The organism is Peribacillus muralis, from assembly GCF_001645685.2.
Taxonomy (GTDB): domain Bacteria; phylum Bacillota; class Bacilli; order Bacillales; family DSM-1321; genus Peribacillus; species Peribacillus muralis_A.
Window position 1 is genome coordinate 1,106,994 of record NZ_CP017080.1, and the last position, 24,321, is coordinate 1,131,314.

Annotated in this window: 22 protein-coding genes; 14 read left to right on the forward strand and 8 right to left on the reverse strand. The window is 40.1% G+C overall.

Going from position 1 to position 24,321, the window contains the following annotated elements:
- Positions 1-261 precede the first annotated feature (261 nt).
- The 4 genes from ABE28_RS05280 (at position 262) to ABE28_RS05295 (ending at position 5,340) form a co-directional block, all read left to right on the forward strand.
- Positions 262-825, forward strand: coding sequence for an undecaprenyl-diphosphatase (locus ABE28_RS05280; RefSeq protein WP_064466723.1), 564 nt, complete (start codon positions 262-264; stop codon positions 823-825).
- A gap of 546 nt (positions 826-1,371) precedes the next feature.
- On the forward strand, positions 1,372-2,532 hold the full coding sequence (rodA, locus tag ABE28_RS05285) for a rod shape-determining protein RodA (RefSeq protein WP_064466722.1): 1,161 nt from the start codon (positions 1,372-1,374) through the stop codon (positions 2,530-2,532).
- 345 nt (positions 2,533-2,877) lie between these two features.
- Positions 2,878-3,522 (forward strand): helix-turn-helix domain-containing protein, encoded by a 645-nt coding sequence (locus ABE28_RS05290; protein WP_064466721.1) that lies wholly within the window; start codon positions 2,878-2,880, stop codon positions 3,520-3,522.
- Positions 3,523-4,392: 870 nt separating this feature from the next.
- A complete protein-coding gene (locus ABE28_RS05295; protein ID WP_064466926.1) occupies positions 4,393-5,340 on the forward strand; it encodes an LCP family protein in 948 nt (315 codons plus the stop codon).
- Positions 5,341-5,692: 352 nt separating this feature from the next.
- On the opposite strand, the gene ABE28_RS05300 is transcribed toward ABE28_RS05295, so the two are convergent.
- Both ABE28_RS05300 and ABE28_RS05305 read right to left on the reverse strand, forming a co-directional pair.
- Complete coding sequence (locus ABE28_RS05300) at positions 5,693-6,109, reverse strand: MarR family winged helix-turn-helix transcriptional regulator (RefSeq protein ID WP_064466720.1); 417 nt, start codon at positions 6,107-6,109, stop codon at positions 5,693-5,695.
- Between the two features lie 381 nt (positions 6,110-6,490).
- Positions 6,491-6,694: a hypothetical protein gene (locus ABE28_RS05305; RefSeq protein ID WP_064466719.1), complete on the reverse strand. Its 204-nt coding sequence runs from the start codon at positions 6,692-6,694 to the stop codon at positions 6,491-6,493.
- A gap of 129 nt (positions 6,695-6,823) precedes the next feature.
- On the opposite strand from ABE28_RS05305, the gene ytvI reads away from it, so the two are divergent.
- Positions 6,824-7,867, forward strand: coding sequence for a sporulation integral membrane protein YtvI (ytvI, locus tag ABE28_RS05310; protein WP_064466718.1), 1,044 nt, complete (start codon positions 6,824-6,826; stop codon positions 7,865-7,867).
- A 23-nt stretch (positions 7,868-7,890) separates the two neighbouring features.
- A complete protein-coding gene (locus ABE28_RS05315) occupies positions 7,891-8,070 on the forward strand; it encodes a hypothetical protein (RefSeq protein WP_064466717.1) in 180 nt (59 codons plus the stop codon).
- A gap of 144 nt (positions 8,071-8,214) precedes the next feature.
- Here the strand turns inward: ABE28_RS05315 and ABE28_RS05320 are convergent, their stop codons facing one another.
- Positions 8,215-9,564 (reverse strand): hemolysin family protein, encoded by a 1,350-nt coding sequence (locus ABE28_RS05320; RefSeq protein WP_064466716.1) that lies wholly within the window; start codon positions 9,562-9,564, stop codon positions 8,215-8,217.
- 596 nt (positions 9,565-10,160) lie between these two features.
- Here ABE28_RS05320 and ABE28_RS05325 point away from each other — a divergent pair.
- From ABE28_RS05325 to ABE28_RS05335, 4 genes are all read left to right on the forward strand, one after another.
- Positions 10,161-10,733: a YitT family protein gene (locus tag ABE28_RS05325; protein ID WP_306807328.1), complete on the forward strand. Its 573-nt coding sequence runs from the start codon at positions 10,161-10,163 to the stop codon at positions 10,731-10,733.
- Between the two features lie 94 nt (positions 10,734-10,827).
- The gene (locus tag ABE28_RS05330; RefSeq protein WP_064466715.1) at positions 10,828-11,544 is read left to right on the forward strand and encodes a FixH family protein; all 717 of its coding nucleotides are present in this window, start codon (positions 10,828-10,830) and stop codon (positions 11,542-11,544) included.
- Between the two features lie 106 nt (positions 11,545-11,650).
- Positions 11,651-11,824, forward strand: a complete 174-nt coding sequence (locus tag ABE28_RS24870) for an Lmo0850 family protein (RefSeq protein WP_156775689.1) — start codon at positions 11,651-11,653, stop codon at positions 11,822-11,824.
- A 157-nt stretch (positions 11,825-11,981) separates the two neighbouring features.
- On the forward strand, positions 11,982-12,596 hold the full coding sequence (locus ABE28_RS05335; protein ID WP_064466714.1) for an undecaprenyl phosphate transporter UptA: 615 nt from the start codon (positions 11,982-11,984) through the stop codon (positions 12,594-12,596).
- 65 nt (positions 12,597-12,661) lie between these two features.
- Here the strand turns inward: ABE28_RS05335 and ABE28_RS05340 are convergent, their stop codons facing one another.
- The 4 genes from ABE28_RS05340 to ABE28_RS05355 form a co-directional block, all read right to left on the reverse strand.
- Entirely contained in the window at positions 12,662-13,993 is a 1,332-nt protein-coding gene (locus ABE28_RS05340) for a hemolysin family protein (RefSeq protein WP_064466713.1), read from the reverse strand.
- Between the two features lie 250 nt (positions 13,994-14,243).
- Entirely contained in the window at positions 14,244-15,353 is a 1,110-nt protein-coding gene (locus ABE28_RS05345) for a histidine kinase N-terminal domain-containing protein (RefSeq protein ID WP_064466712.1), read from the reverse strand.
- Between the two features lie 229 nt (positions 15,354-15,582).
- Complete coding sequence (locus tag ABE28_RS05350) at positions 15,583-16,470, reverse strand: cation diffusion facilitator family transporter (protein WP_064466711.1); 888 nt, start codon at positions 16,468-16,470, stop codon at positions 15,583-15,585.
- Between the two features lie 373 nt (positions 16,471-16,843).
- Entirely contained in the window at positions 16,844-17,368 is a 525-nt protein-coding gene (locus tag ABE28_RS05355; protein WP_064466710.1) for a universal stress protein, read from the reverse strand.
- A gap of 274 nt (positions 17,369-17,642) precedes the next feature.
- Here ABE28_RS05355 and ABE28_RS05360 point away from each other — a divergent pair, with 274 nt between their 5' ends.
- A complete protein-coding gene (locus tag ABE28_RS05360; RefSeq protein WP_257390723.1) occupies positions 17,643-19,640 on the forward strand; it encodes a transglycosylase domain-containing protein in 1,998 nt (665 codons plus the stop codon).
- Positions 19,641-19,866: 226 nt separating this feature from the next.
- On the opposite strand, the gene ABE28_RS05365 is transcribed toward ABE28_RS05360, so the two are convergent.
- Entirely contained in the window at positions 19,867-20,175 is a 309-nt protein-coding gene (locus ABE28_RS05365; RefSeq protein ID WP_064466708.1) for a hypothetical protein, read from the reverse strand.
- Positions 20,176-20,367: 192 nt separating this feature from the next.
- On the opposite strand from ABE28_RS05365, the gene iadA reads away from it, so the two are divergent.
- From iadA to ABE28_RS05380, 3 genes are all read left to right on the forward strand, one after another.
- On the forward strand, positions 20,368-21,543 hold the full coding sequence (gene iadA, locus ABE28_RS05370) for a beta-aspartyl-peptidase (protein WP_064466707.1): 1,176 nt from the start codon (positions 20,368-20,370) through the stop codon (positions 21,541-21,543).
- Between the two features lie 677 nt (positions 21,544-22,220).
- Entirely contained in the window at positions 22,221-23,333 is a 1,113-nt protein-coding gene (gene pdhA / locus ABE28_RS05375) for a pyruvate dehydrogenase (acetyl-transferring) E1 component subunit alpha (protein WP_257390724.1), read from the forward strand.
- Positions 23,333-24,316, forward strand: coding sequence for an alpha-ketoacid dehydrogenase subunit beta (locus ABE28_RS05380; RefSeq protein WP_064466923.1), 984 nt, complete (start codon positions 23,333-23,335; stop codon positions 24,314-24,316). The genes pdhA and ABE28_RS05380 overlap by 1 nt, the downstream gene beginning before the upstream one ends.
- The last annotated feature ends 5 nt before the right edge of the window (positions 24,317-24,321 follow it).

Below are 24,321 nucleotides of genomic sequence, written 5' to 3' on the forward strand. Positions count from 1 at the left end.
CCTCCTAATGTATGACCGCAGTTTTCGAATTGGATGGTCTTGATTAGGTGAAAAAAGCGATAAAGGTAAACGGTGAATGCTGGGAACATCTTGTGGTTATATATGGATTTATTGTTTATATTTGAAATTTTTGGAGCTGTGTTTTCCTTCTAAACTACCTGCTTAATATTTAAAAAAAACGTTGATTCTTTAATTATGTTGCCATTCACGTTATTATGGATTAGCTTTTAACGAATAGATGAATTAAGAAAGGAGGGCAAAATGAATTACGAGTTATTTCAAGCCGTTCATCGGCATGCAGGCCACCATCTTTTCATGGATGGCTTTATGGTATTCATTACTGAGAAAGCATTGATCATATATGCCATAGCTTTACTTCTCATGTGGTTTTTGGGCAGTAGGATATATAAAAAAACGGTACTTTTGGCAGCACTGACAGGATTTTTAGGTTTACTCCTTAATTTAATAATTAGTAAGATTTATTTTGAGCCGCGCCCGTTCGTTACCCATTTGGTTGATGTGTTGATCTATCATACCGCAGATGCTTCGTTCCCAAGTGATCACACGACAGGTGCTTTTTCACTCGCCTTTGCTGTTTTATTTCGTCACCGTAAGATAGGTTTAGGTATGCTTTTATTAGCGGTTTTAACAGGGATTTCACGCATTTATGTCGGTCATCATTATCCAATTGATGTGATGGGCAGTATAGTTGTGGGTATGTTGGTCAGTGTGTTTATTTATAAAACCAGTTCATTTCTTGAACAAATTCTACAATCAATCATTGACATTTATTATCGGGTTGCACAATTTCCGCAAAAAAAATAATGCAACCACTTATTGTAAATAATTCAAGGGGAAGGTGATTACTGAGTTCTATAATAGACTACTTGAACCGCATTGTAGGACTAATCATATTTTAACGTAATTCGTGTTCCATTTTCCAACGACCCTATCTGGAAAAGAACCGGTCCAATAAAGGCAGATTCCCTAAGTGGAACTGCCTTTATTATGTTTCTCTATTAACCTGAAAAAGGAGCCTATCAGCGAATCTGTTCATTTTAGCGTAAAATGCTAACCAAAGTTGATAGAGTGATTGATATTTGACAACCTTAACGTAAATATATATGATGTGGAGGTTATTTGAAGAGGTTGCTTTGATATGGAGGGCTCCTGTGAAAGAAACACGATTGTGCTCCAAAAATGTGCACATGCGTTTCTTAATAGAGGGCCTATTCGGTTTGTATTCTAAAATTGTCGGAATAATCTCACTTAGTGTATTCGAACTAATTTCTATTGGAACAGGACAACGAACTTGTATGCTAATAGAGTATTGTGACGAATAAATATAATTTTGGAGGAGGGAGAAATTAATTGAAAAGAAATGATGTACAGTTGGATTATATATTGTTGATCACTTTACTCTTTTTATTTATATATAGCTTATTTGCTGTCTATAGTGGATCTGGACAATATGAAACCCAAGACCCTTATTATTTTTTGAAGCGGCAAGTGATTTGGTACATTATTGGAATAGGTGTAATGGTAGTTGTAGCATCTTTTGATTTTGAGTTGTTAGAAAGATGGGCAGCGCCCCTTTATGCTTTAGGAATGGGATTATTATTGCTGGTACACTTTTTTGGAACGTTCAAAAACGGAGCTATCCGATGGATAAGTATTGGACCAATGGAGTTGCAGCCGTCAGAGTTTATGAAAGTGTTTCTGATTTTATATTTAGCCGTAGTATTAAAACGTTTTGCAAATCGAAAGCTATCCTTTAAAGAGAGTATTCCAACTACGTTAAAAGTACTCTTGTTAACAATCGCACCATTCTATTTAATCTTGGTGCAGCCTGACTTAGGATCTGCACTTGTAATCGCAGCAATTGCTTTTAGTTTAATTCTTGCTTCTGGGATTGCTTACCGATTATTGATAATTTTAGTTTTTGGCTTCATGGCTTTAATAGGCTTTCTTTTTTATTTACACAATAATTTTTATGATATGTTCATAAAATTCATCAAGCCCCATCAATTGGAACGGATTTATGGCTGGCTAAGCCCTGATGAGTTTGCCTCAAGCTATGGTTATCAACTAAAACAAGCCCTTCTGGGAATTGGGTCAGGTCAAATGTTTGGAAATGGTTTTAATCAGGGAAGTCAGGTGCAAAGTGGAAGGATACCTGAAGCTCACACTGATTTCATCTTTTCCGTCATTGGAGAAGAATTCGGATTTATTGGTGCAGCCATTCTGATAAGCCTGTATTTCATCTTGCTTTATCGAATAACGATCATTGCATTTAATTCCAATAATATATTTGGCTACTTTATATGTGGTGGAGTGATTGGGTTAATATCATTTCAGGTTTTCCAAAATATCGCTATGACGATCGGCTTAATGCCAGTTACTGGAATTGCCTTGCCGCTTCTAAGTTATGGTGGGAGTGCATTGATAACCAATATGATGGCCCTAGGATTAGTATTCAGTGTCAATTTACGTTCCAAGAAATATATGTTCAGTAAGAGTGGAAATTTGTGAATTATCTTACGACGTATAAGTCACTTGTTGATTGAGGAAAAAATTACCGGGTGCGAAGAAATGAATTTTCGGAGCAGGCATATGAATGTGAAAATGGAGGTAGTCCTTGTATTTATTATTTGAAGGAACAACTATGGGCAAAGTGTTGACATTTTGTCAATCTTACTATATGTTAAATGTAATGATATGCAGGATCTCTTCTTTTCTATACTGTTCCTATGGCAAGACACATATGAAATCAGTCCTCTAGCACCATGTTGACATCATATAAGGATAATTAGGAAACAGGTTTTATCACATATAGTTCTTCACCGGACTCTCAATGGAAAGGAAGGAAAAACGATAATGTCTGAAGTCAATCATAAAAGTGAACTTGGTTTTAAATTGAAAAGCTTATTGAAAGAACGATCATTATCAATGCGAAAACTTAGTGAACTTACTGATATTGATACAGCAACAATTTCGCGGATAATTAACGGTAAACGAAAAGCCAAGCCAGAGCATATACAGCAATTTTCTAAGGCTTTAGGAGTTCCCTTCTCAGAATTGCTTACTGCAGCGGGCTATGATATTGAAGAGAAAGAGGATAAGATGAATTCAGATATTCACACTTCTGTTGAGAGCATCCAAACTATCCTTGAATCCGCTAACTTATATGATAAAAATTTTTCTATAGCAAGTGTAGAAAAAAAACTGGCTATTTATGAAGAGCTCACACAATCAGAAGAAGGAAAAGACACGATACTTAATAGATTTGCGGACAAGGTTCAGAAGGTAGGAAGTATTGGTCCATTTATTAGTCATTTGAAGGAGATGTATGAAAGATTCCGACTTAAAAATGGCACTCCAGCTGAACTCACTTTAATTGGAAGTGCACTTATATATTTCATATTACCAGTGGATGTTATTCCGGATTATACATTTCCGATTGGTTACTTAGATGACGCCATGGCTGTACAACTGGTGATGAATTTAATCTCAATTAAATAAAGACTTTTCAATGGAAGGTTTTTGCAAGTTGGAGTTTCAAAATATCAAGGGAATTGAATCCACTCATAATCACCTTCATTTTTTTCTTTATAATAGTAAAGAGAAAAAATTGTTCATTATAAAAAAGGCAATAGGAACGGACGGCCCACTCCTATTGCCTTTTGTCATGCTCTTTGGACGGCGTTAGTTACAGATGATTTATTAAGTACCGATGAAAAAACCTATATAAAGGTAAAAATCGTATATTATAGAAGAAACTCGTCAAATAAGCCATTATTCGAGAAAATAAAAACTATAAGTTAACTAATCCATATATAATTCCTTATAGGAACTTCAACTTTAGGCGCATATTTTGATACATCTTGAACCGGATGATGAAGCCTTTGGTCCATTTATCTCTCGAATCCTGAAGGGGATTGTGGTTCGTTATTGAATAAACTAAAACTATGAGAACGAAAATAGTAGGTTATCTAAGAAAAATGAAGGCTTACATTCTTATTCTGATTCTGAATGATGTATGGAAAACCTTTTGTGGTTTTTTTGTTGACATTTTGTCAAATAAAACTTATGTTGAATAAAGTGGAATATAAAAAAATAAATTTAGGAGTCAGTCTGCATAATGTGTTGACATTTTGTCAATTAATCGATGATAAAATGCGACACTGGGGATGGACGCCGCTTGTTTAACAGCCATGAGCCAATAAGGTGTAATTCTAAAGAAGTATCATGGCAACAGCGCCATAACGGTGGGAAGATACGGAAACTAAGTGGGAATAAGTCGAATATGTGGGAATGACCAAGTCGGTTCTATCATAAGAATCCATCGATATACTGCATATATCATATTTGTGGAAGAGGGAATGAATGTACATGAAAAAGAACGGATACAAAAAAAACAGATTTAGAATTCTCATTTTTACCGTGATCGCTTGTTTACTTTTGGGAGGAACTTATATTTATTCCCAATTCTATGATTTTACCAGTCATACATTTCGTGAACTCGAAAGGGGAAGTAAATCCAATAAAAGAGAACAAATGATATCTCCTTTAAAAGATAATATTTCGATTTTAATCATAGGTGAAGACACGAGTGAGACAAGAGAAAATGGTGATGGAACGAATGCTCGCTCAGATGCATTGTTACTTGCTACAATCAATAAACAGGATACGGCAATCAATCTCGTAAGCATCCCACGTGATACTAGAATGTATATACCGATTAAAGATAAGGAAGACAAAATTGCCCATGCGCATGCCTTTGGCGGTATAGAAGGTACAATAGATACAGTTGAAAATTTTTTGGACGTACCTGTCGATTACTATATTAAATTTAATTTTGATTCATTTCTCAGTCTAATAGATACTATTGGAGGGATTGACGTTGATGTCCCCGTCACTTTTACGGAACAAGATAGTCAAGATAAGGCAGGTGCCATTCATTTAGAAAAAGGGCATCAACATCTTAGTGGCGAGCAGGCTTTAGCACTAACTAGAACACGTAAGATTGATAATGATTTTTTTCGCGGGCAACGTCAGCAATTGGTGATTGAAGCAATTGGAAAAAAAGTTTTATCCTTAAATTCAATAGGGAAAATGAATGACATATTGGATGAAGTAGGTCCGCATACTTCTACAAATCTATCTGCAAAAAATATCCTGACCATTGCAAGTACGCTTATGGGTAAAAATATCGAATTTAACAAGCAACAAATTAAATGTAATGATGAATATATAAACGGAATTTATTATGCAATACCCGATATTGAGAATGTCAAAGAAATATCACGGGAAATCAACCAAGTTTTACAAGAAAAATAAGTATTGGTTTTTTGTAACGAGCGACCGCCTGGCCTGGCGGAACATACCGACCGGATAAGGAATAACTGATATCACGAGGATAGTTTCGTCTTAGCAATAGGGGGCCGCATTCATAAAAGAGCGTTACACCCCTAAATCCAATTCTTGCAACTTTGCCATAAATACATCCTCGACCTGTTAAAAGAAGATTGCTGAAACTAGCCAATGGAAAGACTGCAAATGTTGGAGGGATGATCCTTCCAACTTCCGTCCAACATTCAAGAATGTATAACAGCCAACTATTTTGCTCAGGTATGGTGTTATAATCGTAAGCAAATTAAAGCATGGATACATGGCAATGGCTCCTGCCATTTCAATTTCTTATATTATTGAGAATTTTAAGGACAGTCTGGAAAAATAACTCCTGTTCTTCTTCCGTGATGCCCTCCAAGGCTTTTCCTTCAATCTTTTCTGCGATTTTAAGGCATTTTGTATGTACTTCCTTGCCCCGGGGAGTCAGTTCAATTCTTTTTTCCTGTTCATCTTTTCCTGGTACTTGCTTAATCATGCTATTTTGTTCCATGCTGTTGACTGAACGGGTGATGATGACACTATCTACATCCAGGTAATTACAAATATCGGGTATGGTGGAATACCCACAGTTTTTTAAATAATTCAAAATTGTCCACTGATTATGATAAATTTCAAGGGAGGTAATTTGCTCATTCATTTTACTGACTAATGATCGGGAAACTTGTAAATATTGATGAAATAATTGAGTAGGGTTCATATGATTCTCCTTTATAATGGTCGACCAATCCATTATATTCTTTAATTCTTAAAAGTCTATTGTAAAGAATCATTCATTTCAGTCAATGTTTATTTTTGGAATAAAGGCACGAAAGGGAGAGGGGAATGGTGGGATAATTGGATTTTTTGGGAGTGCAATCGACCCTGAACCATTACAAAATATAGCTTAAGGATATGAAAACTGGAAAAAAAGCTAGCGAATTTTATTTTAAAATGTTGTATTTGGATATTTGGGCGGGGAGGGAGTAATACAAGCTGGCTGGCATTCTTGTATGGTTGTAGGAAACGAAGGGGCATACCGGACAGAAAGTCTGACCTTAAACCAAAAACCAGCCTGTATACGGCTGGTTATGTTTTTATATTAAAATTTCTCGCTTGTGGAGCGATTCTTCGTTTCTTTTTTATTTCGTTCTTCTTGTCGTTCATATTTAATTTCATCGATGGGTAAATCTTCAATGGGCATGACAACTTGGTCACGTTCCAGCTGCTTTTCTTGATTTTCTTTGAATGCCTTGGATTTATCATTACGCTCTTCAAGATATTTTTCCTTATCTTTGTTATCCATAGCCTATCCCTCCATCTCTTTGTACCTCTTTTTCCCTAAATTCAAGAAAATAAAACGTATAGGCGAAATATATGTGACTCCGTTTCATAAATATAGGGAGAACAAGAAAGAGCAAGGAGGGTTTGCTCAGTGAATGCTGCTGTTTTTTTTCGCTGGTTTTGGAGATTTCTTTTTCTCTTGGGCATAATAATCGTTATTCCCTATTCATGGGCTTTGATTTTGGCGCTACTCACTGCGATTCTTTTGGATGGAATGGTCCGGATGATGAGTGAAACGGCTAAGCTGCATCGCCTATGGGCCGTCTTGATTTCATTCGTTTTATATGTAGGCGGCCTACTAGGTATCACCTATTTCTCCTTTTCGGTATTGATCAAAAAAATCATGGTCTATTCCGAGGGATTTCCTGGATTGATACGTGAAATGTATTTGACGGCGATATTGCCTGTCATAAGGCAATGGGAACAATATTCCCAAACGTTGCCGCCAAATCTCATTCAATCTGTAGAACAAACGATGGAAAAGAGCGTCAAGGCTCTTGAGGGGTTCACAGAGGGATTCGTTCAGGATATGGTCCAGTTCGTTACGCTAATTCCGGGTTTATTCATTGATTTCCTCATTTATTTAATCGCTTTATTCTTGATCAGCCTGGAATTGCCTAAGTTAAAGAAAAAGGCAATGCAATACTTAAAAACGTCCACCTTCCAAAAGATATCGTTAGTTTATCATGATTTAAGCATGGCAGCAGTTGGCTTCATCAAGGCACAGGTTTTATTGAGTTTAATTACATTCATTATGGCATATGGCGGGCTATGGCTATTGAATGTGAGATATGCAATCCCGCTGGCTTTGTTAATTGTTGTTGTGGACATTCTCCCGATATTGGGTACGGGATCTGTCCTCGTTCCTTGGGCAGTCATTGTTTGGGCACAAGGAAATCACCATTTTGGGATTGGTCTGGTTATCTTGTTCTTGGTCATTACCATTATTAGAAGGATTATAGAACCAAAAATCTACTCAGCAAATATGGGGTTGTCCCCATTGGCTTCGTTGATCAGTCTTTATTTAGGGTTTAAAATGCTAGGATTCATCGGACTTTTCCTTGGACCTTCGCTTGTGATCGTTTATGAGACGTTAAAGAAGGCAGGTGTCATCAAATCCAACTTTAAATTGTGAAAGAAAGGCTAGAGGTGTTTCGCATGATTTCTTTTATTGGACATATCTCTTACCGCTTTGCCTTGGCCATGGCAATGATGGCAGTCACGGGAAAAGAATTGCAGATAGCGGGTTCTCCCTTTCCCTTTGCAGTGCTGACAGATGGTTATCAGTTTCATGATTCTTCGCTCCTTCATAAATATTGCTTTCCCCTAACAGTATGAAACAATAAAGGTTGAACTATACTCGCTGTATTCATTCAATCTTGATGGGGTTAATTTGTTTATAATATGCTGTTTATCACTTCATGTACCAAATAAACGAAAATACCCCCCGTGCCTCAACAAAATGAGGCATGGGGGGTATTTTCATGAAACGATTTCTGTTTGCGAGATCATCGGAAATTCTTTTACTTCACTTACAATTTTTGCTGGTTTATATATTTCAATATAGCGAATATGGTGATCTTCCATTTCTTTTATCCTAAAGTTATAAGGTCCAAAAGTTAGGACATCACCTTGCTTTGCTTCGTAATTCTCGGTAAGGATCCATCCGCCCATCGTATCGATGTCTTCATCATTAATATCCAGACCAAGTAAATCATTCATTTCACTGACCAATACCTTTGCATCGATTATATAATGATCTTCTTTTATTTTACGCACATCAGGCACTTCATCCAGGTCAAATTCATCCCGAATATCGCCAACGATTTCTTCAAGGATATCTTCAACTGTCACCAGGCCTGATGTCCCGCCATATTCATCCATGAGGATAGCCATATGAATTCGTTCTTTTTGCATTTTTAACAATAAATCGTGAATCGGTATGCTGTCAATGACGCGTATGATCGGACGAACATATCTGTTGATCGTTGCGGCCGTGTGATTGCTTTTGTCAATCATTTCAGTGAAGAGTTCCTTGATATTGACCATACCGATGACATGATCTTTATCGCCATCAATGACAGGATAACGGGTAAAGTTGTCTTCCGCCATGACGGTGAAAAACTGTTCAATCGTATCATCCTTGGATATCGTAGCGATTTCAGTACGCGGAACCATGATTTCTTTTGCTATCCTATCATCGAATTCAAAGATTTTATTCACGTATTTAAACTCAGATTGGTTAATTTCGCCACTTTTATAGCTTTCGGAAACGATGATACGCAGCTCTTCTTCTGTATGAGCCAAATCATGTTCAGAAACTGCTTTTAATCCTAGCATTTTTGTCAGCGCCCTTGCGGAGCCATTCAGTACCCAGATGAACGGATACATGATTTTGTTAAACCATATTAAAGGTTTGGAAACCAATAACGTAACCTGCTCCGCTTTTTGAATCGCCAATGTTTTCGGTGCCAGTTCCCCAACGACGACATGTATGAACGTTATGGAAGAAAAGGCAATCGCAACTGAGAGTATATGTGAAGCAGAATGAAGATTTAATTGAATTAAAAGTGGTCGCAAAATGTTTTCAACCGTCGGTTCTCCAAGGAACCCCAGCCCTAAGGCAGTGACGGTAATGCCGAGCTGGCAAGTCGAAAGGTATTCATCAAGATTGGATATGACCTTCCTTGCTGAAAGAGCATTTGGATTTCCTTCTTCAATTAATTGATCGACCCTCGTGCTTCTCACTTTAACGATCGCAAACTCCGTAGCGACAAAAAATGCTGTTAAAGCAATTAAAATGGCAATGATAACCAAGTTTAATATGTCCAAATAGTCTCCCTTACATCGTCTCCGAGACGAATAAGGAGTCCACCTCCTACATTTTTAAAATATACAAGTATATTTTTTTTGTCTTGCCAAATATTTTGGGACCAGTCAGACCTATTTATTGAATTACAGTCTCGAGTCCCGAATAACTTTTAAGTGATGAAGAGAATCATAGTGTATGCCGATTAGCGATGCGCAGACGGGAAATAGAAGAATTCCTGCATAATGACCTGCATCCATTTAAGTATGCACATGTCTTTTACGCAAAGCAACGTCCGTCCGTCAAAACGAACATTCTTTAATGCCCCATCAAATCACCTCAATTAATTAATTTAAATACTTTCATTATAAAAAGAGATCATCATTCAGTCAAACTGCTTACTGCTCCTTAAATCAGGTAAATAGCTTGTAAAGAGTCAATTTGAGCTAATAATTAGCCGTTTTTGACTGTTTTCTCTACTTTATTGCATTATATGATGGAATATTCTGAAAATGATTAGGCTGATTCATAAATAATTGCCGTTTTCATTATTTTTTGGACGACATAATCATATCTTTAGAAGCGGGACAGGTTTTATGGCGCAGAGGAGGGGAGATTGATGAAAATGATGGAAAGGATGGCAGCGGTTCTTGCCGGCAGCATGCTCGTAGGGGTTGGTATCAACTTCTTTCTGATACCTTACCATTTACTGGATGGTGGCATGATCGGGATTGGGCTGATTTTTCATTACTATATCGGACTTCCAACAGGCTTGGGGGTAATTCTGAGCAGTATTCCGCTATATATATATGCATGGTATTTTGAGAAAAAACTATTTCTGAACAGCTTGCATGGCCTGTTATTCTCTTCTTTATGCATCGATATTTTTTCCGACGCCATCACTGGGTGGAATTTACCCATTTATGTTAGTGCTGTAATTGGGGGAGCGTTGATCGGACTCGGAATTGGCTTGATGCTTCGTTATGGAACCTCTACAGGTGGAACGGATATGCTGGCACAAATCCTTTCGAGGAAGAGCGGACTCAATGTTGGTTTACTGATTTTCTTCATTGATGGATGCGTTCTGCTTTTCGGATTGAGTGTTGTAGGGACTTCCGTTTTTCTATATTCATTTTTAACGATCATCGCAGTAGCCATGCTGACTTCAGTCACCGTGATGCGAACGGCTTAAAGTTAATTTACGTATAAAAATCTGAAAAAAGGAAAGGATGGTCAATATGAATAGGGCGGATTTTTAGTCCAATAACTGGTAAGGGGAAGTACAAATGAAAAAAATCTATATGGTTTCTGCGTTGATAATTATGCTTGTGGGCTGTCAACAGAAAGAAATGCAAGAGGATAAAGAAGTGAACAGTGCCGTTCCGGAATCCATGGAAGCATCGATTGCCATTAAAGGGAGTTTGGATCAAGGAAAGGAAGTCATTCTTGAAACGACAGTGAAACAAGGGGATCAATTAGTGAATGAAGCTGATGAGGTACTGTTTGAGATAAGAAAGTCCGGACAAGATAAAAGGGAAATGCTTGATGCGAAAAATACGGGGAGCGGTAAGTATCAAGTGATGCATACATTTACGGAGCAAGGGAAATATATCGTGGTTGCCCATGTAACGGCCAAAGGGCTACATGTGATGCCTGAAAAAGAAATTGCCATTCCAGGACATGAAGATGAAGGTGCATCAATACATCCTAGATCGGATGTATCGATTGAATTCCAAAGCAACCCTGTAAAGGCTGGAAGCAGTTCGATTTTTGCCGCTACCGTGGAATTGGATGGAAAGCCACTGACAAATGCAGATGTGAATTTCGAGGTTTGGAAGGATGGCAGCGACGAAAGTCATTTTACTAAAGCTGAGGATGATGGAGATGGGAAATACTTAAATAAGGTATCATTCACTGAAGCAGGTACCTATAAGGTGCAGGTGCATGTTGAGAAAGACGAGGTTCATGAGCACCAGCTGCAAACCATTCAAGTGAACAAATGAAACGCTATAAAATGCTTTTTTTTGAACAAATTGATTTAATAGGTTTTATCCATTATTAAAATGGGAAGAAAAAGAATAACAATACAGAAGAAAGGGTGAGATGAGCATGAAGAACCGAATCATCAATAAGTATAAGGATCTCGGGATTCATATTGAAAAAACGAAGTCACGCCAGGAGATTTTCAATAATGTTTCGCAAGCAGATTCATCCTTACTCACCACAGCTGCTTTTTCGCAATTCGCCCGAAAAACGGAGACTAAAGGAATACTGATGCAATGAGAGGCCAGAGCACATATTTTCTGGTCTTTTTTTGTGTGCATTAACTAAGGCCGTATACCGTATGGGGCAGAAAGTGAAAAACCGAATAGAACGCCATGTCCCGAATAGGATATAAGGACGAACATATTGAAATTAGTGCTAAGGGGAGTCCGATTGCATGGTATCACAGCTTATAATGACGATATTGAATTGGTTTGCTGAAATGGGTTATATGGGGATATTGTTGGGACTGATGGTCGAAGTCATTCCAAGCGAGCTTGTTCTCGGATACGGTGGATATTTGGTGGGCCTTGGAAAAATGAATTTTTGGGGAGCCGTACTTGCAGGTGTAGCCGGTGGGACGATGGCGCAATTATTTCTATATTGGGCTGGGTACTATGGCGGGCGGCCTTTTCTTTTGAAGTATGGAAAGTATATCTTAATTAAGGAAAAGCATATTTTTATGGCTGAAGAGTGGTTTCAACGATACGGGGTAGGTGTCATTTTCACTGCTCGATTCATCCCGGTTATCCGTCACGCGATTTCAATCCCCGCAGGTATTGCTAGAATGTCCGTATGGAAATTCAGCTTCTATACAATTGCGGCAGTGATACCCTGGACCATTTTGTTTTTATCCTTGGGAAAGATCCTCGGCGAAAATTGGCAGCAGATCAGGGAGATTACTGCGCCTTATTTAATTCCGGCAGCTGGTTTTTCCTTTGTCTGCATCATGCTTTATATCATCTGGAAAAAGAAGAGCCCCCCTCCGATCGTATCGGTCAAAAAAAAATAGGTCGGCTTCCTGATAAATGAATACAAAAAAACAGCCTCGTATTTTTTACGAGGCTGTTTTTTCATCTATCTTTGAGGAAGGTCTTCCTCAAGAGGTATCTTAACGATTTTTTTTGTCACTTCGATGGAACGAATGGCGCGATCTTCCATTTCAATCACCTTAAAGCAAAATCCATCCTTCTCCATGATGTCCCCAACAGTCACATCATAATTTTCCGTAAGCACCCATCCGCCTATAGTGTCGACATCGTCTTCTTCCAAGTGAATGCCAAGTAAATCATTCACTTCCTTAACAAGAAGCTTCGAGTCTAAAATATAGTGGCCATCCTTAATTTTCCTGATGGAGGCGACTTCATCAATATCGAATTCGTCACGAATTTCCCCAACGATTTCCTCGAGGATATCCTCGACAGTGACAAGGCCGGAGGTACCTCCGTATTCATCCATCAAAATAGCCATATGAATGCGTTCCTTTTGCATTTTTAGCAGTAAATCGTGTATGGGTATATTTTCCATTACGCGAATGATCGGACGAGAGTAATTTTCAATCGCCTTTACTTGGATTTCCGGATTACGGATAAGATCCGAGAAAACTTCCTTCAAGTTCACTAAGCCAATGACATGATCTTTGTCACCCTCGACAACAGGATATCGTGTGTATTTCTCCAATTTTGCTACATCGACGAATTCCTGTACCGTTTCATCCTTGGAAATGGTCAGGATTTCTGTCCTTGGAACCATGATTTCTTTGGCAACACGGTCATCGAATTCAAATATGTTGCTTACATATTTGAATTCGGATTGGTTGATCTCCCCGCTTTTATAACTATCGGAAAGGATGAAACGCAATTCTTCTTCGGTGTGGGCTATCTCACTTTCGGACGCTGGCTTGAAGCCAAATAAACCGACAACGAAGCGGGAGGAATGATTCAATACCCAAATGAAGGGAAACGCAATCTTATGGAAAAAGATCAGCGGGCTGGCAATAGCCAGGGCCACCTGTTCCGCCTTTTGGATGGCGACGGTCTTTGGAGCCAATTCGCCTACAACCACATTCAGGAATGTTATCAGCGAAAACGATATGAAAAATGTCAAAATGCTTGTGATTTCCTGAGGGAAATGTAAGGCATTGAATAAAGGTCCGACCAATGTGAGGACGGTCGGTTGTCCGAGCCACCCCAATCCAAGGGCTGTTACTGTAATGCCGAGCTGGGTCGCGGAAAGGTATTCATCGAGATCGGATGTCACTTTCTTTGCCGCCATGGCTTTTTTGTTTCCCTCTTCAATCAATTGATCGATCCTGGAGCTGCGAACCCTGATGATCGAAAATTCAGAAGCTACAAAAAAGGCAGTTAAAGCGATTAAAATAATGACTAATAAAAAACTTAATATGTCCAAATAGTGTGGGACTCATTGAATCGCCAATGATGCCGGACGATTTTGCTATCCCAGTCACCTCCCAAAACCAATAATGAATGAAATGATTGTCTTTAAAAAATAAGTAGTGGTTTATCTTGTATGAAAGTCTTCAATCTATACGGTCATTCACCTCGATCAGTAATGGAACCTTCCTATTAGTATAAGTAAACTGACGCGAATCAGTCAAAAATTTGACACTGAAAATGCAAGGAAATGAGGATATTTATTCTTATTTTGTTTGCAGCTGTATCGAGAAGGTCGTTAGGAAATCGGTTGAGTGACAGGATAAGGTTCCTTTATGTTTCAATACGATTTCTTTACAAACGAACAGTCCCAAACCCGTCCCCCTTTTTTTGGTGGTGATGAATGGTTCAAAAATATTCGGCAGGACTTCTTCGGGTATCTTCGGACCATTGTTGGAAATGTTCAAGGTAAGGATGCCGGGTGGGCATTCAGAGCCAGATATATATATGGCTGGGGAGGGCATCCCAGTAACTACATCAAGGGCATTTAAAATGATATTCAATAAGACTTGGCGGAATTCCTCTTCAGAACCTGTAATGACCGCATCATCGGCAACATTACAAGTAATGGAAGCATTCACTTCCAAAATGCTGGGATATAAAAATTCAATAACCTCATTAGCCAATCGGGATATGGAAAACAGTTCAGGTGGCGATTCTGAAGTTTCTTTTTTTGACATATTGAGGAATTGAGTAATCCTGTAATTGAGCTGATCCAACTCCTTGGAAATGATACCAAGATATTTAGTTTCAGGTTGTTCTGCTTGTAGCAATTGAATGAACCCCATGATGGAAGTCAGCGGATTACGGAATTCATGGACGAAGCTTGAGGTCATTTGGCCTAAAAGCGTCAAACGGTCTTTGTGATCAGGGCTGATGAATTGATAGCGCTCATCGAGCTCCTTGATTTTCAATTCGGAATAATGGGATGATGCAAACTGAATGAGTTGATCAAAGTAAATGTTGATTTGCTTTATGAGACCGGATACTTCTTCCATACTTACATTGGAATTCAAAAGGTGTTCAATGATAGTGGATCTGCCGATGCTTATAGAGGAAAAGAAAATTTCCATATTCAACTGCTTATTAGCTCGGTCAGATGCAATTTTTTTCCCAATCACCTTTAGCACATCTTCTATGTCCGTATCCGTTGTTCCAAGCTGATCGACCAATAAATTGAATATGTTTTCCACTTCCCCCTTGAAGTATCCTATATATCCATCTGGTAAATGCAGCAGCTCATCTTTCCATTTAGATATGATGGTGCCCTGTTGAGAAGATAAAAAGTGAATGGTCATTTCTCGATTAGATCCCATTTTGCCCTCCATACTGTAGGAAAATGAATTTACTATTGACCTAGGTTTATTGATAAAAAATGAAAGAATTTCAAAATGATTACATTTTGTGTCCATGATAACAGATTAGTGGTGTTTAGACATGTGTCAATTGGTTAGGTATTCGGCAATTAATCGATGAATCCCTTTTTTTGAACTAGTTTTATTACAGTTATTACAAATATGAAAATAAAAAAAGGAAGCCGTTAAGTTACTGACGGTTTCCTTTTTTGTGGAAGGCAAAGGGCTCGATGTGAACGATTACATGCTGGATATTATATTTTTGTAATAGGTTCTCTTCAATTTTAACCGTAATATCGTGACCTTGGATAACCGTTAAGAGAGGGTTAACGTGAACGGTGGTTTCTAGCAGGATTTCACTTCCGTGCATTCGGGCCTTGATTTCACTCATGTCTTTTACACCTTCTGTCGAACTGATGGTTTGACCTATTTTTTGCAGCAGCTGATCGTCGAAGCCATCTGTTAAAGAAATGGAGGCATCACGGAAAATGCCCCAAGCCGTTTTGCAAATGATGATGCCTACGACTGCAGCTGCTATGGCATCCAACCAAGGAATTCCAAGCTTAGTACCGAGGATCCCGATAAATGCACCGACGCTGACAAGGGCATCGGAACGGTTATCCTGTGCAACGGCATATAGGGAGGAGCTGTTGATTTTCTTGCTTAACACTATATTGTAACGATAGATACCAAACATGAAAATAGCAGAGAAAATGGCGACATAAGCGGTAAGCATATTGGGGACGGTCGTTGATTTTGGCTGGAAGAAGGATTCCACAGCACTGAATACAACCTGCAGGCCCACTGTGATCATGATGAAGGCCGCGACTAAAGAAGCTATCGTTTCCGCCCGTAAATGCCCGTAGGCGTGATTACCATCTGGCGGTCTTTTGGATATCTTCAAGCCAATCAATACGGCAATCGAGGCGATAATGTCGGTCGAATTATTCAAACCATCTGCCCAGAGGCCTTTGGAATCCCCAAAATAGCCAAACGACAATTTAAGAGCTGATAAGAAAATGTAAGCGGCAATGCTTATGTAGGCGCCTTTTTCAGCCGATATAGAATGTTTATCCATATGTCTATCCCCTCCCGATGTAATTGGTCTTAATCATGACTAAAGCGGTAACTGGCAATCCAAAATTGGTCTAAAGAAGTTGGATGGGGTGTATCCATTTTAATTAATCATCATGCTGTTAATGTTATTTATGGAAACTAATAGTATATTCTAACCTAGGATCGAAAATTAAATACTTCCAAAAAAGGACCCAAAAAGGCTGAATGTAAGCAGACTCCTAATGCGTGAGGAATAGTATTGGCTTATGGTCTGATTTTAGATTCAAGAGTTATCGGGGCTTTGTTCATTCCGTTAAAGTGGTCGATGCACTGAAAAAAACCGAATTCACTAAGGAACCCGGTTTTTTGAGGATGGAAAATTAAATTCTTCCTAATCATTTGGCTATGAATACAGAACAAGGAGCGTTTTTCGCAATCGAACTACTGGTGCTGCCGAGAAAGAATTTTTCCAGCCCGCTTTTATCGCTATTACCGACAACGATGAGGTCAGCGCCGGTTCTCCCGGCATAGTCACAAATGCTATCTGGTGCATGCCCTTCCAATATTTCGAATTTCCCCTTCACTTGGAATTCACTTAGCAGCCTCAATGTATTGCTTTCTGCATTTTGGACACTGTTCTCGACGACGGAAGGAGATGGATTTCCTTTACGTTGTTCGGGTTGTTCAACTTCCACGACAGGGTGCGTTTGAACGGGATCTACATAAAATCCTGCAGCAGGTACGAATCCCGGAGCCGATGCATTTCCCATGATGCGCTGTTCCACCTTATCATTTAAGACATGAACTACGGTGAGCTCAGTTTCCGGAAAAGCCTTTTTCAATGTTGCCCCGTACTCGACAGCCCGTTTACTCTCCTCATTTCCATCAAAAGCGACGACAATATGCTTGAAGTTTTTCATGGATACCATCTCTCCCCATTTAGTATGTCTTTAGAGGTGTTATACCCACTTTCATCAGCATTAAGCCTTTTCAGCGGTATAAAGATGTCAAATATGGGTAAAGGAAAAGATACGAGCATACTACTGAAGCTTATTTCGCGAGCCGAGTCACGAACAAATGCAAAAAGAAAGGCGAATGATCGACTGCAAAATTAATTAATCAACGAGTTTTCTTTCATAAAAAGGGTAAAATATTTTTAATGAATATGACGCAGACGGGAAAATGGGGGTCCAAATGAGAGGGTTAGTGAAATTAGGTCTAATAATTATATTGGCAGTGGTGGTTGCGGGTGCCGGTTTTCTAATATATTTCAGACAGGGTGCAGATATAAGCCAGCTCGAAAATCGTCTGCAGCAGCCAACGGGAATTTATGATCTTGACGGGAACTTAGCCAGCACGATCACTGCCAATAAATCTGAAGGTGTGGCAATAGATGATATACCGGAACATATGAAACAGGCGGTGGTTTCCATTGAGGATCACCGTTTTTATGAACATCATGGCATAGATTATCAAGGGATTCTGCGAGCCTTGGTTAAAAATGCGAAGGCAGGCAGTGTTGTTGAAGGGGGAAGTACGCTTACGCAACAGCTTGTAAAGATTACGATGCTGGAGTCTAATCGAACATTGAAGAGGAAAATAGAAGAATTCTTCCTTGCACAGGAAGTCGAGGATGAATATACAAAAGATGAGATTCTGGAAATGTATTTGAATCAAGTATATTTTGGCCATGGGGCATGGGGCATCAAAAAAGCCGCCAATGTTTATTTTTCCAAAGAGGTTTCAGAATTGAGTGTTGCCGAGAGTGCTTTATTGGCGGGCGTCATCAACCTGCCTTCCAAACTTGATCCGTATAAGAATTTGGACGGGGCATTGAAGCGGCGAGATCTTGTTCTTTCAAGAATGGCAGAACATGGTTATTTGACGAAGGATGAGGAGGCTTCCGCTAAAAAAGATACAGTGACACTTATAAAGGGAGAAAAGGAAACGGATCCATTAAAAGGGAAGTATCCATATTTTGTCGATCATGTGTTATCGGAGGCATCCAGTAAATACGGTATGAAGCTTGAGGATTTACTTATTAAAGGCTATAAAATATATACGACACTGGATCAATCCATGCAGCAGGCGACAGAATCCGTTTACGAGAATGATGCCAATTTCCCCGTGGGAACGAGTACGGAGGAAATGGTCCAAAGTGGTTCCATCCTGTTGGATCCGAAAACAGGCGGAATAAATGCACTTGTGGGCGGACGGGGAAAGCATCAATTCATGGGATATAATCGGGCCACACAGCTGAAGCGGTCTCCCGGTTCGGCCATTAAACCACTTGTTGTTTACACCCCCGCGGTGGAAGAGGGGTATGATATCACTTCTCCTTTGAAGGATGAAAAAATGAGCTTCGGTGAATATGAGCCCACAAACTTGAGCGGAGTATATAAGGGGGAGGTACCGATGTATGAAGCTGTGATGAACTCCTTGAATGTTCCAACCGTGTGGTTATTGAATGAGATCGGCATCGATAAGGGACTTGATTCGCTTAAGCGGTTTGGAATTCCGTATGAAAAGGAAGATCGGAATTTAACGCTCGCTTTAGGCGGGATGAGGAAGGGTGTATCCCCGCTGCAGATGGCTGATGCTTTTTCAGCGTTTGCAAACAACGGTGAAAGGATCGAGCCGCATGCCATTATAAAAATAGAAAATGCCGAGGGAAAAGAGGTTGCGTCCTCTAAGGAGAACAAGACGAAAGTAACCTCTAAAAGTGTCGTCGATAAAATGAATGCGATGCTGCTTGGTACAGTCGAATATGGCACAGCGAAAAACGCAGCCGTTTCCGGTTATGAAATTGCAGGTAAAACAGGGTCAACGCAAGTTCCGATAGAAGGAGTGTCAGGCGTTAAAGATCAATGGTTCATTGGGTATACACCTTCGCTGGTAGGTGCCGTATGGGCAGGGTACGATAAGACGGATGAAAAGCATTATTTAACGACGCATAGCAGTGAGGGAAGTGCGCTCATTTTCCATAAGATAATGGCAAAAGCGCTCCAGAACCAAACGTCGCAATCTTTTAAAACACAAGACATCGGGCCGTTCATTGCTGAACAGCAAGCGATCATAGCGGAGCAAAAGGAAAAGGAAAAAGAAGATAAACGTAAGCAATATTGGATTGATAAAGGAAATGAAATAAGAGAAGGCTTGAACAAATGGAGGAACTGGGAAGTACCATGGTAATTTAAAGACATGGAAGCTTCCTCTTCACCTGGATGATTTGCTTCATGCCATACAGAACAAAAAAGCCTGTTGGCAAGCTCAATCATCATCGAGTTTGCCAACAGGCTCTTCATCATTAAAATATGAAATTTACAATGATGCCGATCACGACAATCGCACCAATTACCATTAATATGGTTCTCATTCTAAAAACCCCCTCTTCTATACGTAACGTAGTTGGACTCATTTAAATATTGACGGTTTGGTTCGAAAGAAAACCTAATGCGTTTTCTTCATTTTCCTTACAAATATCCTGTACTTTTTCAAGCATGGCATGTACATTCTCACCTTCAAGGATGACTTTCATGTTTGCACATTCCTGAAGGATAAGTACAAAGGATACAAATGTCGAAAGCTTTTTGGCATCGACCAATTTATGATTGCAGATAAAATATATATTTCCTTTAAATTCTTTTGTTACTTGATATAAATTCATGATTTGACGCATGGATAATCTTTTATTTGTTTTAATGTCAGAAGAAATCACTTTATTCATGTCGTTTACTCCTTTAGTTTTTATACTTTCGAAAAAAGCATAATCAAGATGTCGATTCAGCTGCAATTCTATAAATGAACAAGCAAGTTTGGTCTTTTTTATGTAATTGTTAGCGAGTTATGTTGTATATTTACCCGTGTAAAAGAAATTGAAACCTATTTGGCATTTACATTTTTGAAGGGAGAAGGAACGATGCTAACACTTATAAAAAATGGGGAGATTTATGGACCGGAATATATGGGTCAAAAAGATATCCTTTTGGTCGGAAGGCAAATCGGTTTCATTGAGGGTAATATTGATCGACCTGAAAATTTCGTTCAATGTGACGTGATTGATGCGAGCGGGCAAATCGTAGTTCCGGGGTTTATAGATGCTCATGTACATATCATCGGCGGCGGCGGTGAGGGTGGCTTCAAGACGAGGACACCGGAAATCCAATTGACGGATGCAACGCTGGCAGGGATAACGACATTGGTCGGCGTGATCGGTACGGATGGAACGACAAGGTCGATGCCGGCACTTATAGCTAAAGCAAGAGCGCTTGAAGAAGAAGGGATAAGCTCTTTCGTTCAAACTGGATCTTATCATCTTCCAGTCAAGACGTTAACCGGTTCGGTCGAGGACGATTTGATTCTTGTGGATAAAATCATTGGTGTCGGAGAGATCGCCATTGCGGACCATCGTTCATCGCAGCCGACTGCGGCAGAGCTTGCCAAACTTGCTTCGCAGGCACGTAATGGAGGTCTGCTTTCCGGAAAAGGGGGAATCGTGAATATTCATGTGGGCGACAGTCAAAATCTATTGAAGGTAATCGAGGAAGTCGTCGAAACAACGGATATACCGATCACTCAGTTTTACCCGACGCATATCAATCGGAATCCGGACGTTTTCAAAGCAGGTTTGTTATATGCAAAAAAAGGCGGCTATATAGACTTTACGACCAGTACGGTCAAGAAATTCCTGGAAGAAGGCGAAGTGAAAGCAAGTACAGCCATAAAATTGGCACTCGAAGAAGGCGTTGATATCAATCAGATCACCTTAACTTCAGATGGGCAAGCAAGCCTTCCCGACTTCGATGATGATGGGAAACTGCAAGGATTGAGCATGGGGACGTGCATGTCCCTCTATGATTCCGTAGTCGATGCGATTCTGGCGGATGGAGTGGCAACGGCTGACGCCATGCGGGTCGTGACGGAAAACCCAGCAAATATCTTAAAGCTGGCAAATAAGGGCCAGCTTAAGGCGGGGAATGACGCGGATATCATCATAATGGATAAGCATACTTTTGAAATCGATACCGTCATCGCGATGGGACAGGTCATGGTCAAAGAGGGAGCGGCGGTCGTGAAAGGAACATTTGAAAAATAGATTTTCCCAACAAAGGAGACATCGTGTTTTAAGTTTCAGTTTGTTGACAAAAGGTTTCGGAATGGTCTCCCCTCCGAAACCTTTTTTTATTGGATTTGAATAAGTTGTAGAGACAATACGTATAAAGCTGCTGGTCAATCGAGGTTCACCTGCGTTTTCACTCAGAGTGAATGGAAAGGGAAGGGGCTAGATTCCCGCTTATGAAATGTGTGTCCAACGATTAATACTTCACGAGACTATGAATGTAACAGTCAAATTTTACAAACTGAAAGACCCATATGATGGGCGTTTTCAGGTGGGAACGAATCAGGAAATGAGGAGATGTGCATGTTCGACCAATGGACAAACAGAGGATCAGAGCAAGTTAAGGACACTTTCGTCTTAAAATACACGTAAGAAGGCAATGAGATTTCTTGAAGTTTTTCGTTTGATTTGGCATATTTTCAAAATGAAGGCGATGCAGCAGAAAAGACATGCTAAAAAAAGGTAAAATACGGAAAATTAGTTCTATTTAACATGTTATTAAAATCACCGATGTATTATCCTTTTATATAAGCAAATGAAAAAGCAATCATTCACAGCATAAAAGTCCAGAATAAAGTTTTGGGCTGTTATTTCATGACCGTTCAAATCCTAGGTAAGTTTGCGAAACAAATCTATCTAAAGGGAGAAATGATATGGAAAAGACGGGAAACCCAATAATGAAAGCGCATTCAAATGGTGACGAGCCAGATATGTATCATGTATTGAATCCCGATGGAGAAATCATCGAATCCATTGATGGAAAAATTGATAAATCACTGATGCTGAAGATGTATGAAAGCATGCTTTTACTCAGGACCTTTGACCGTAAATCAGTTAATCTCCAGCGTCAAGGAAGAATGGGGACGTATGCGCCATTCGAAGGACAGGAGGCAGCCCAGGTAGGGAGTGCATTAGCGTTGTCGGCAGGGGATTGGATGTTTCCCACATACCGTGATCATGGGGCGGCAATCATCCACGGCCAGGAATTATACCGTGTTTTCCTGTATTGGATGGCGCATTTGGACGGCTCGGTCTGTCCGGAAGGAAAGAGGATACTGCCCCCTAGTGTCCCGATTGCCACTCAAATGGTTCATGCGGTAGGAACGGCTTGGGCAAGTAAGCTGAAAGGGGAAGAGAATGTGAGCATTGCTTATTTTGGTGATGGCGCCACTTCTGAAGGGGACTTTCATGAGGCACTCAATTTTGCTGGGGTCTATAAAACCCCGACGATCTTTTTCTGCCAAAACAATGGCTACGCAATCAGTGTCCCGTTTGAAAAGCAATCCTCCTCTAAAACGATTTCCCAGCGAGCAGCCGCATATGACATTCATGGCGTCCGAGTGGATGGAAATGATATTTTTGCAGTTTGGCTGACCGTGAGGGAGGCTGTCGAAAGAGCGCTTAGCGGCCAAGGACCCACTCTGATAGAAGCGATTACTTTTCGCTATGGCGCCCATACTACGGCAGATAACCCGAACATATATCGGAACCAAGACGAAGTTTCAACATTTTGGAGGGAAAATCGAGATCCGTTAACTCGTCTTAAAAAGTTTTTGCACAGAGAAGGTCACTGGAATGAGGAGCAGGAAGACAAGACCATCAAGCAGTTCAATGAACTGATAGATACCCACCTTCAAAAAGCCGAAGCTTATCCGAAATCGTCACCTGTTGAAATGTTCGATCATGTATACGCAGGGGGGTCATGGCATCTAAAGGAACAGCAGCAAGAATTGAAGCAAATCCTGAAGAAGGGTGTGAAAAAATGATGGGCAAAAGCGTAACGATGCTACAGGCCATTACGGAAGCAATGGATCAAAAGCTTGATCATGATGAGCGTGTCATGATTTTGGGAGAGGACATTGGGGTGAACGGAGGGGTATTTAGGTCGACGGAAGGGCTTTATGAGAAGTATGGCAGAGATCGCGTTGTCGATACTCCGTTGGCAGAGGCTGGGATCATCGGTTCTGCCATCGGTTTATCGCTTAATGGGATGGTGCCGATAGTGGAGATTCAATTCCTTGCCTTTATTTATCCTGGATTCGAACAGCTCGTGTCACATGCAGCCCGTATGAGATATCGGACCCGTGGTCAATTCGGGGTGCCCCTGGTGATTCGTACGCCTTATGGAGCGGGAATAAGAGGTCCTGAACTTCATTCAGAGAGTGTCGAAACCTTCTTTGCCCATACCCCTGGTTTAAAGGTGGTGGCACCAAGCAATCCTTACGATGCGAAGGGGCTGCTCATTTCTGCCATTGAAGATCCTGACCCGGTCATCTTCTTGGAACCGACTAAATTATATCGGGCTTTTAAGGAGGAAGTACCGGATGAAATGTACCGAATCCCGATCGGTCAGGCAAAAGTGGTCCAGGAGGGGAGTGATCTGACCATTTTTGCCTGGGGGGCCATGTTAAGGGAAGCGTTGAATGCTGCGAAAAAAATTGAAAAAGAAAAAGGCTGGAAGTGTGAAGTGGTCGACCTTCGTACATTGTACCCCTTGGATCGTGATACCATCGTACAGTCCATTAAAAAAACAGGTCGTGCACTGATAGTCCATGAAGCTCATAAGACAGCTGGATTAGGTGCGGAAATCATCTCCATCATTAATGATGAAGCGCTTATTTATCTGAAAGCACCGATTAAACGTGTGACTGGATTTGATGTACCAGTGCCGCCGTTTTCCATAGAAGATCATTATCTCCCAACTGTCGAACGTGTTAAACAGGGGATAGTTGAAACGATTTCATTCTAAATGAG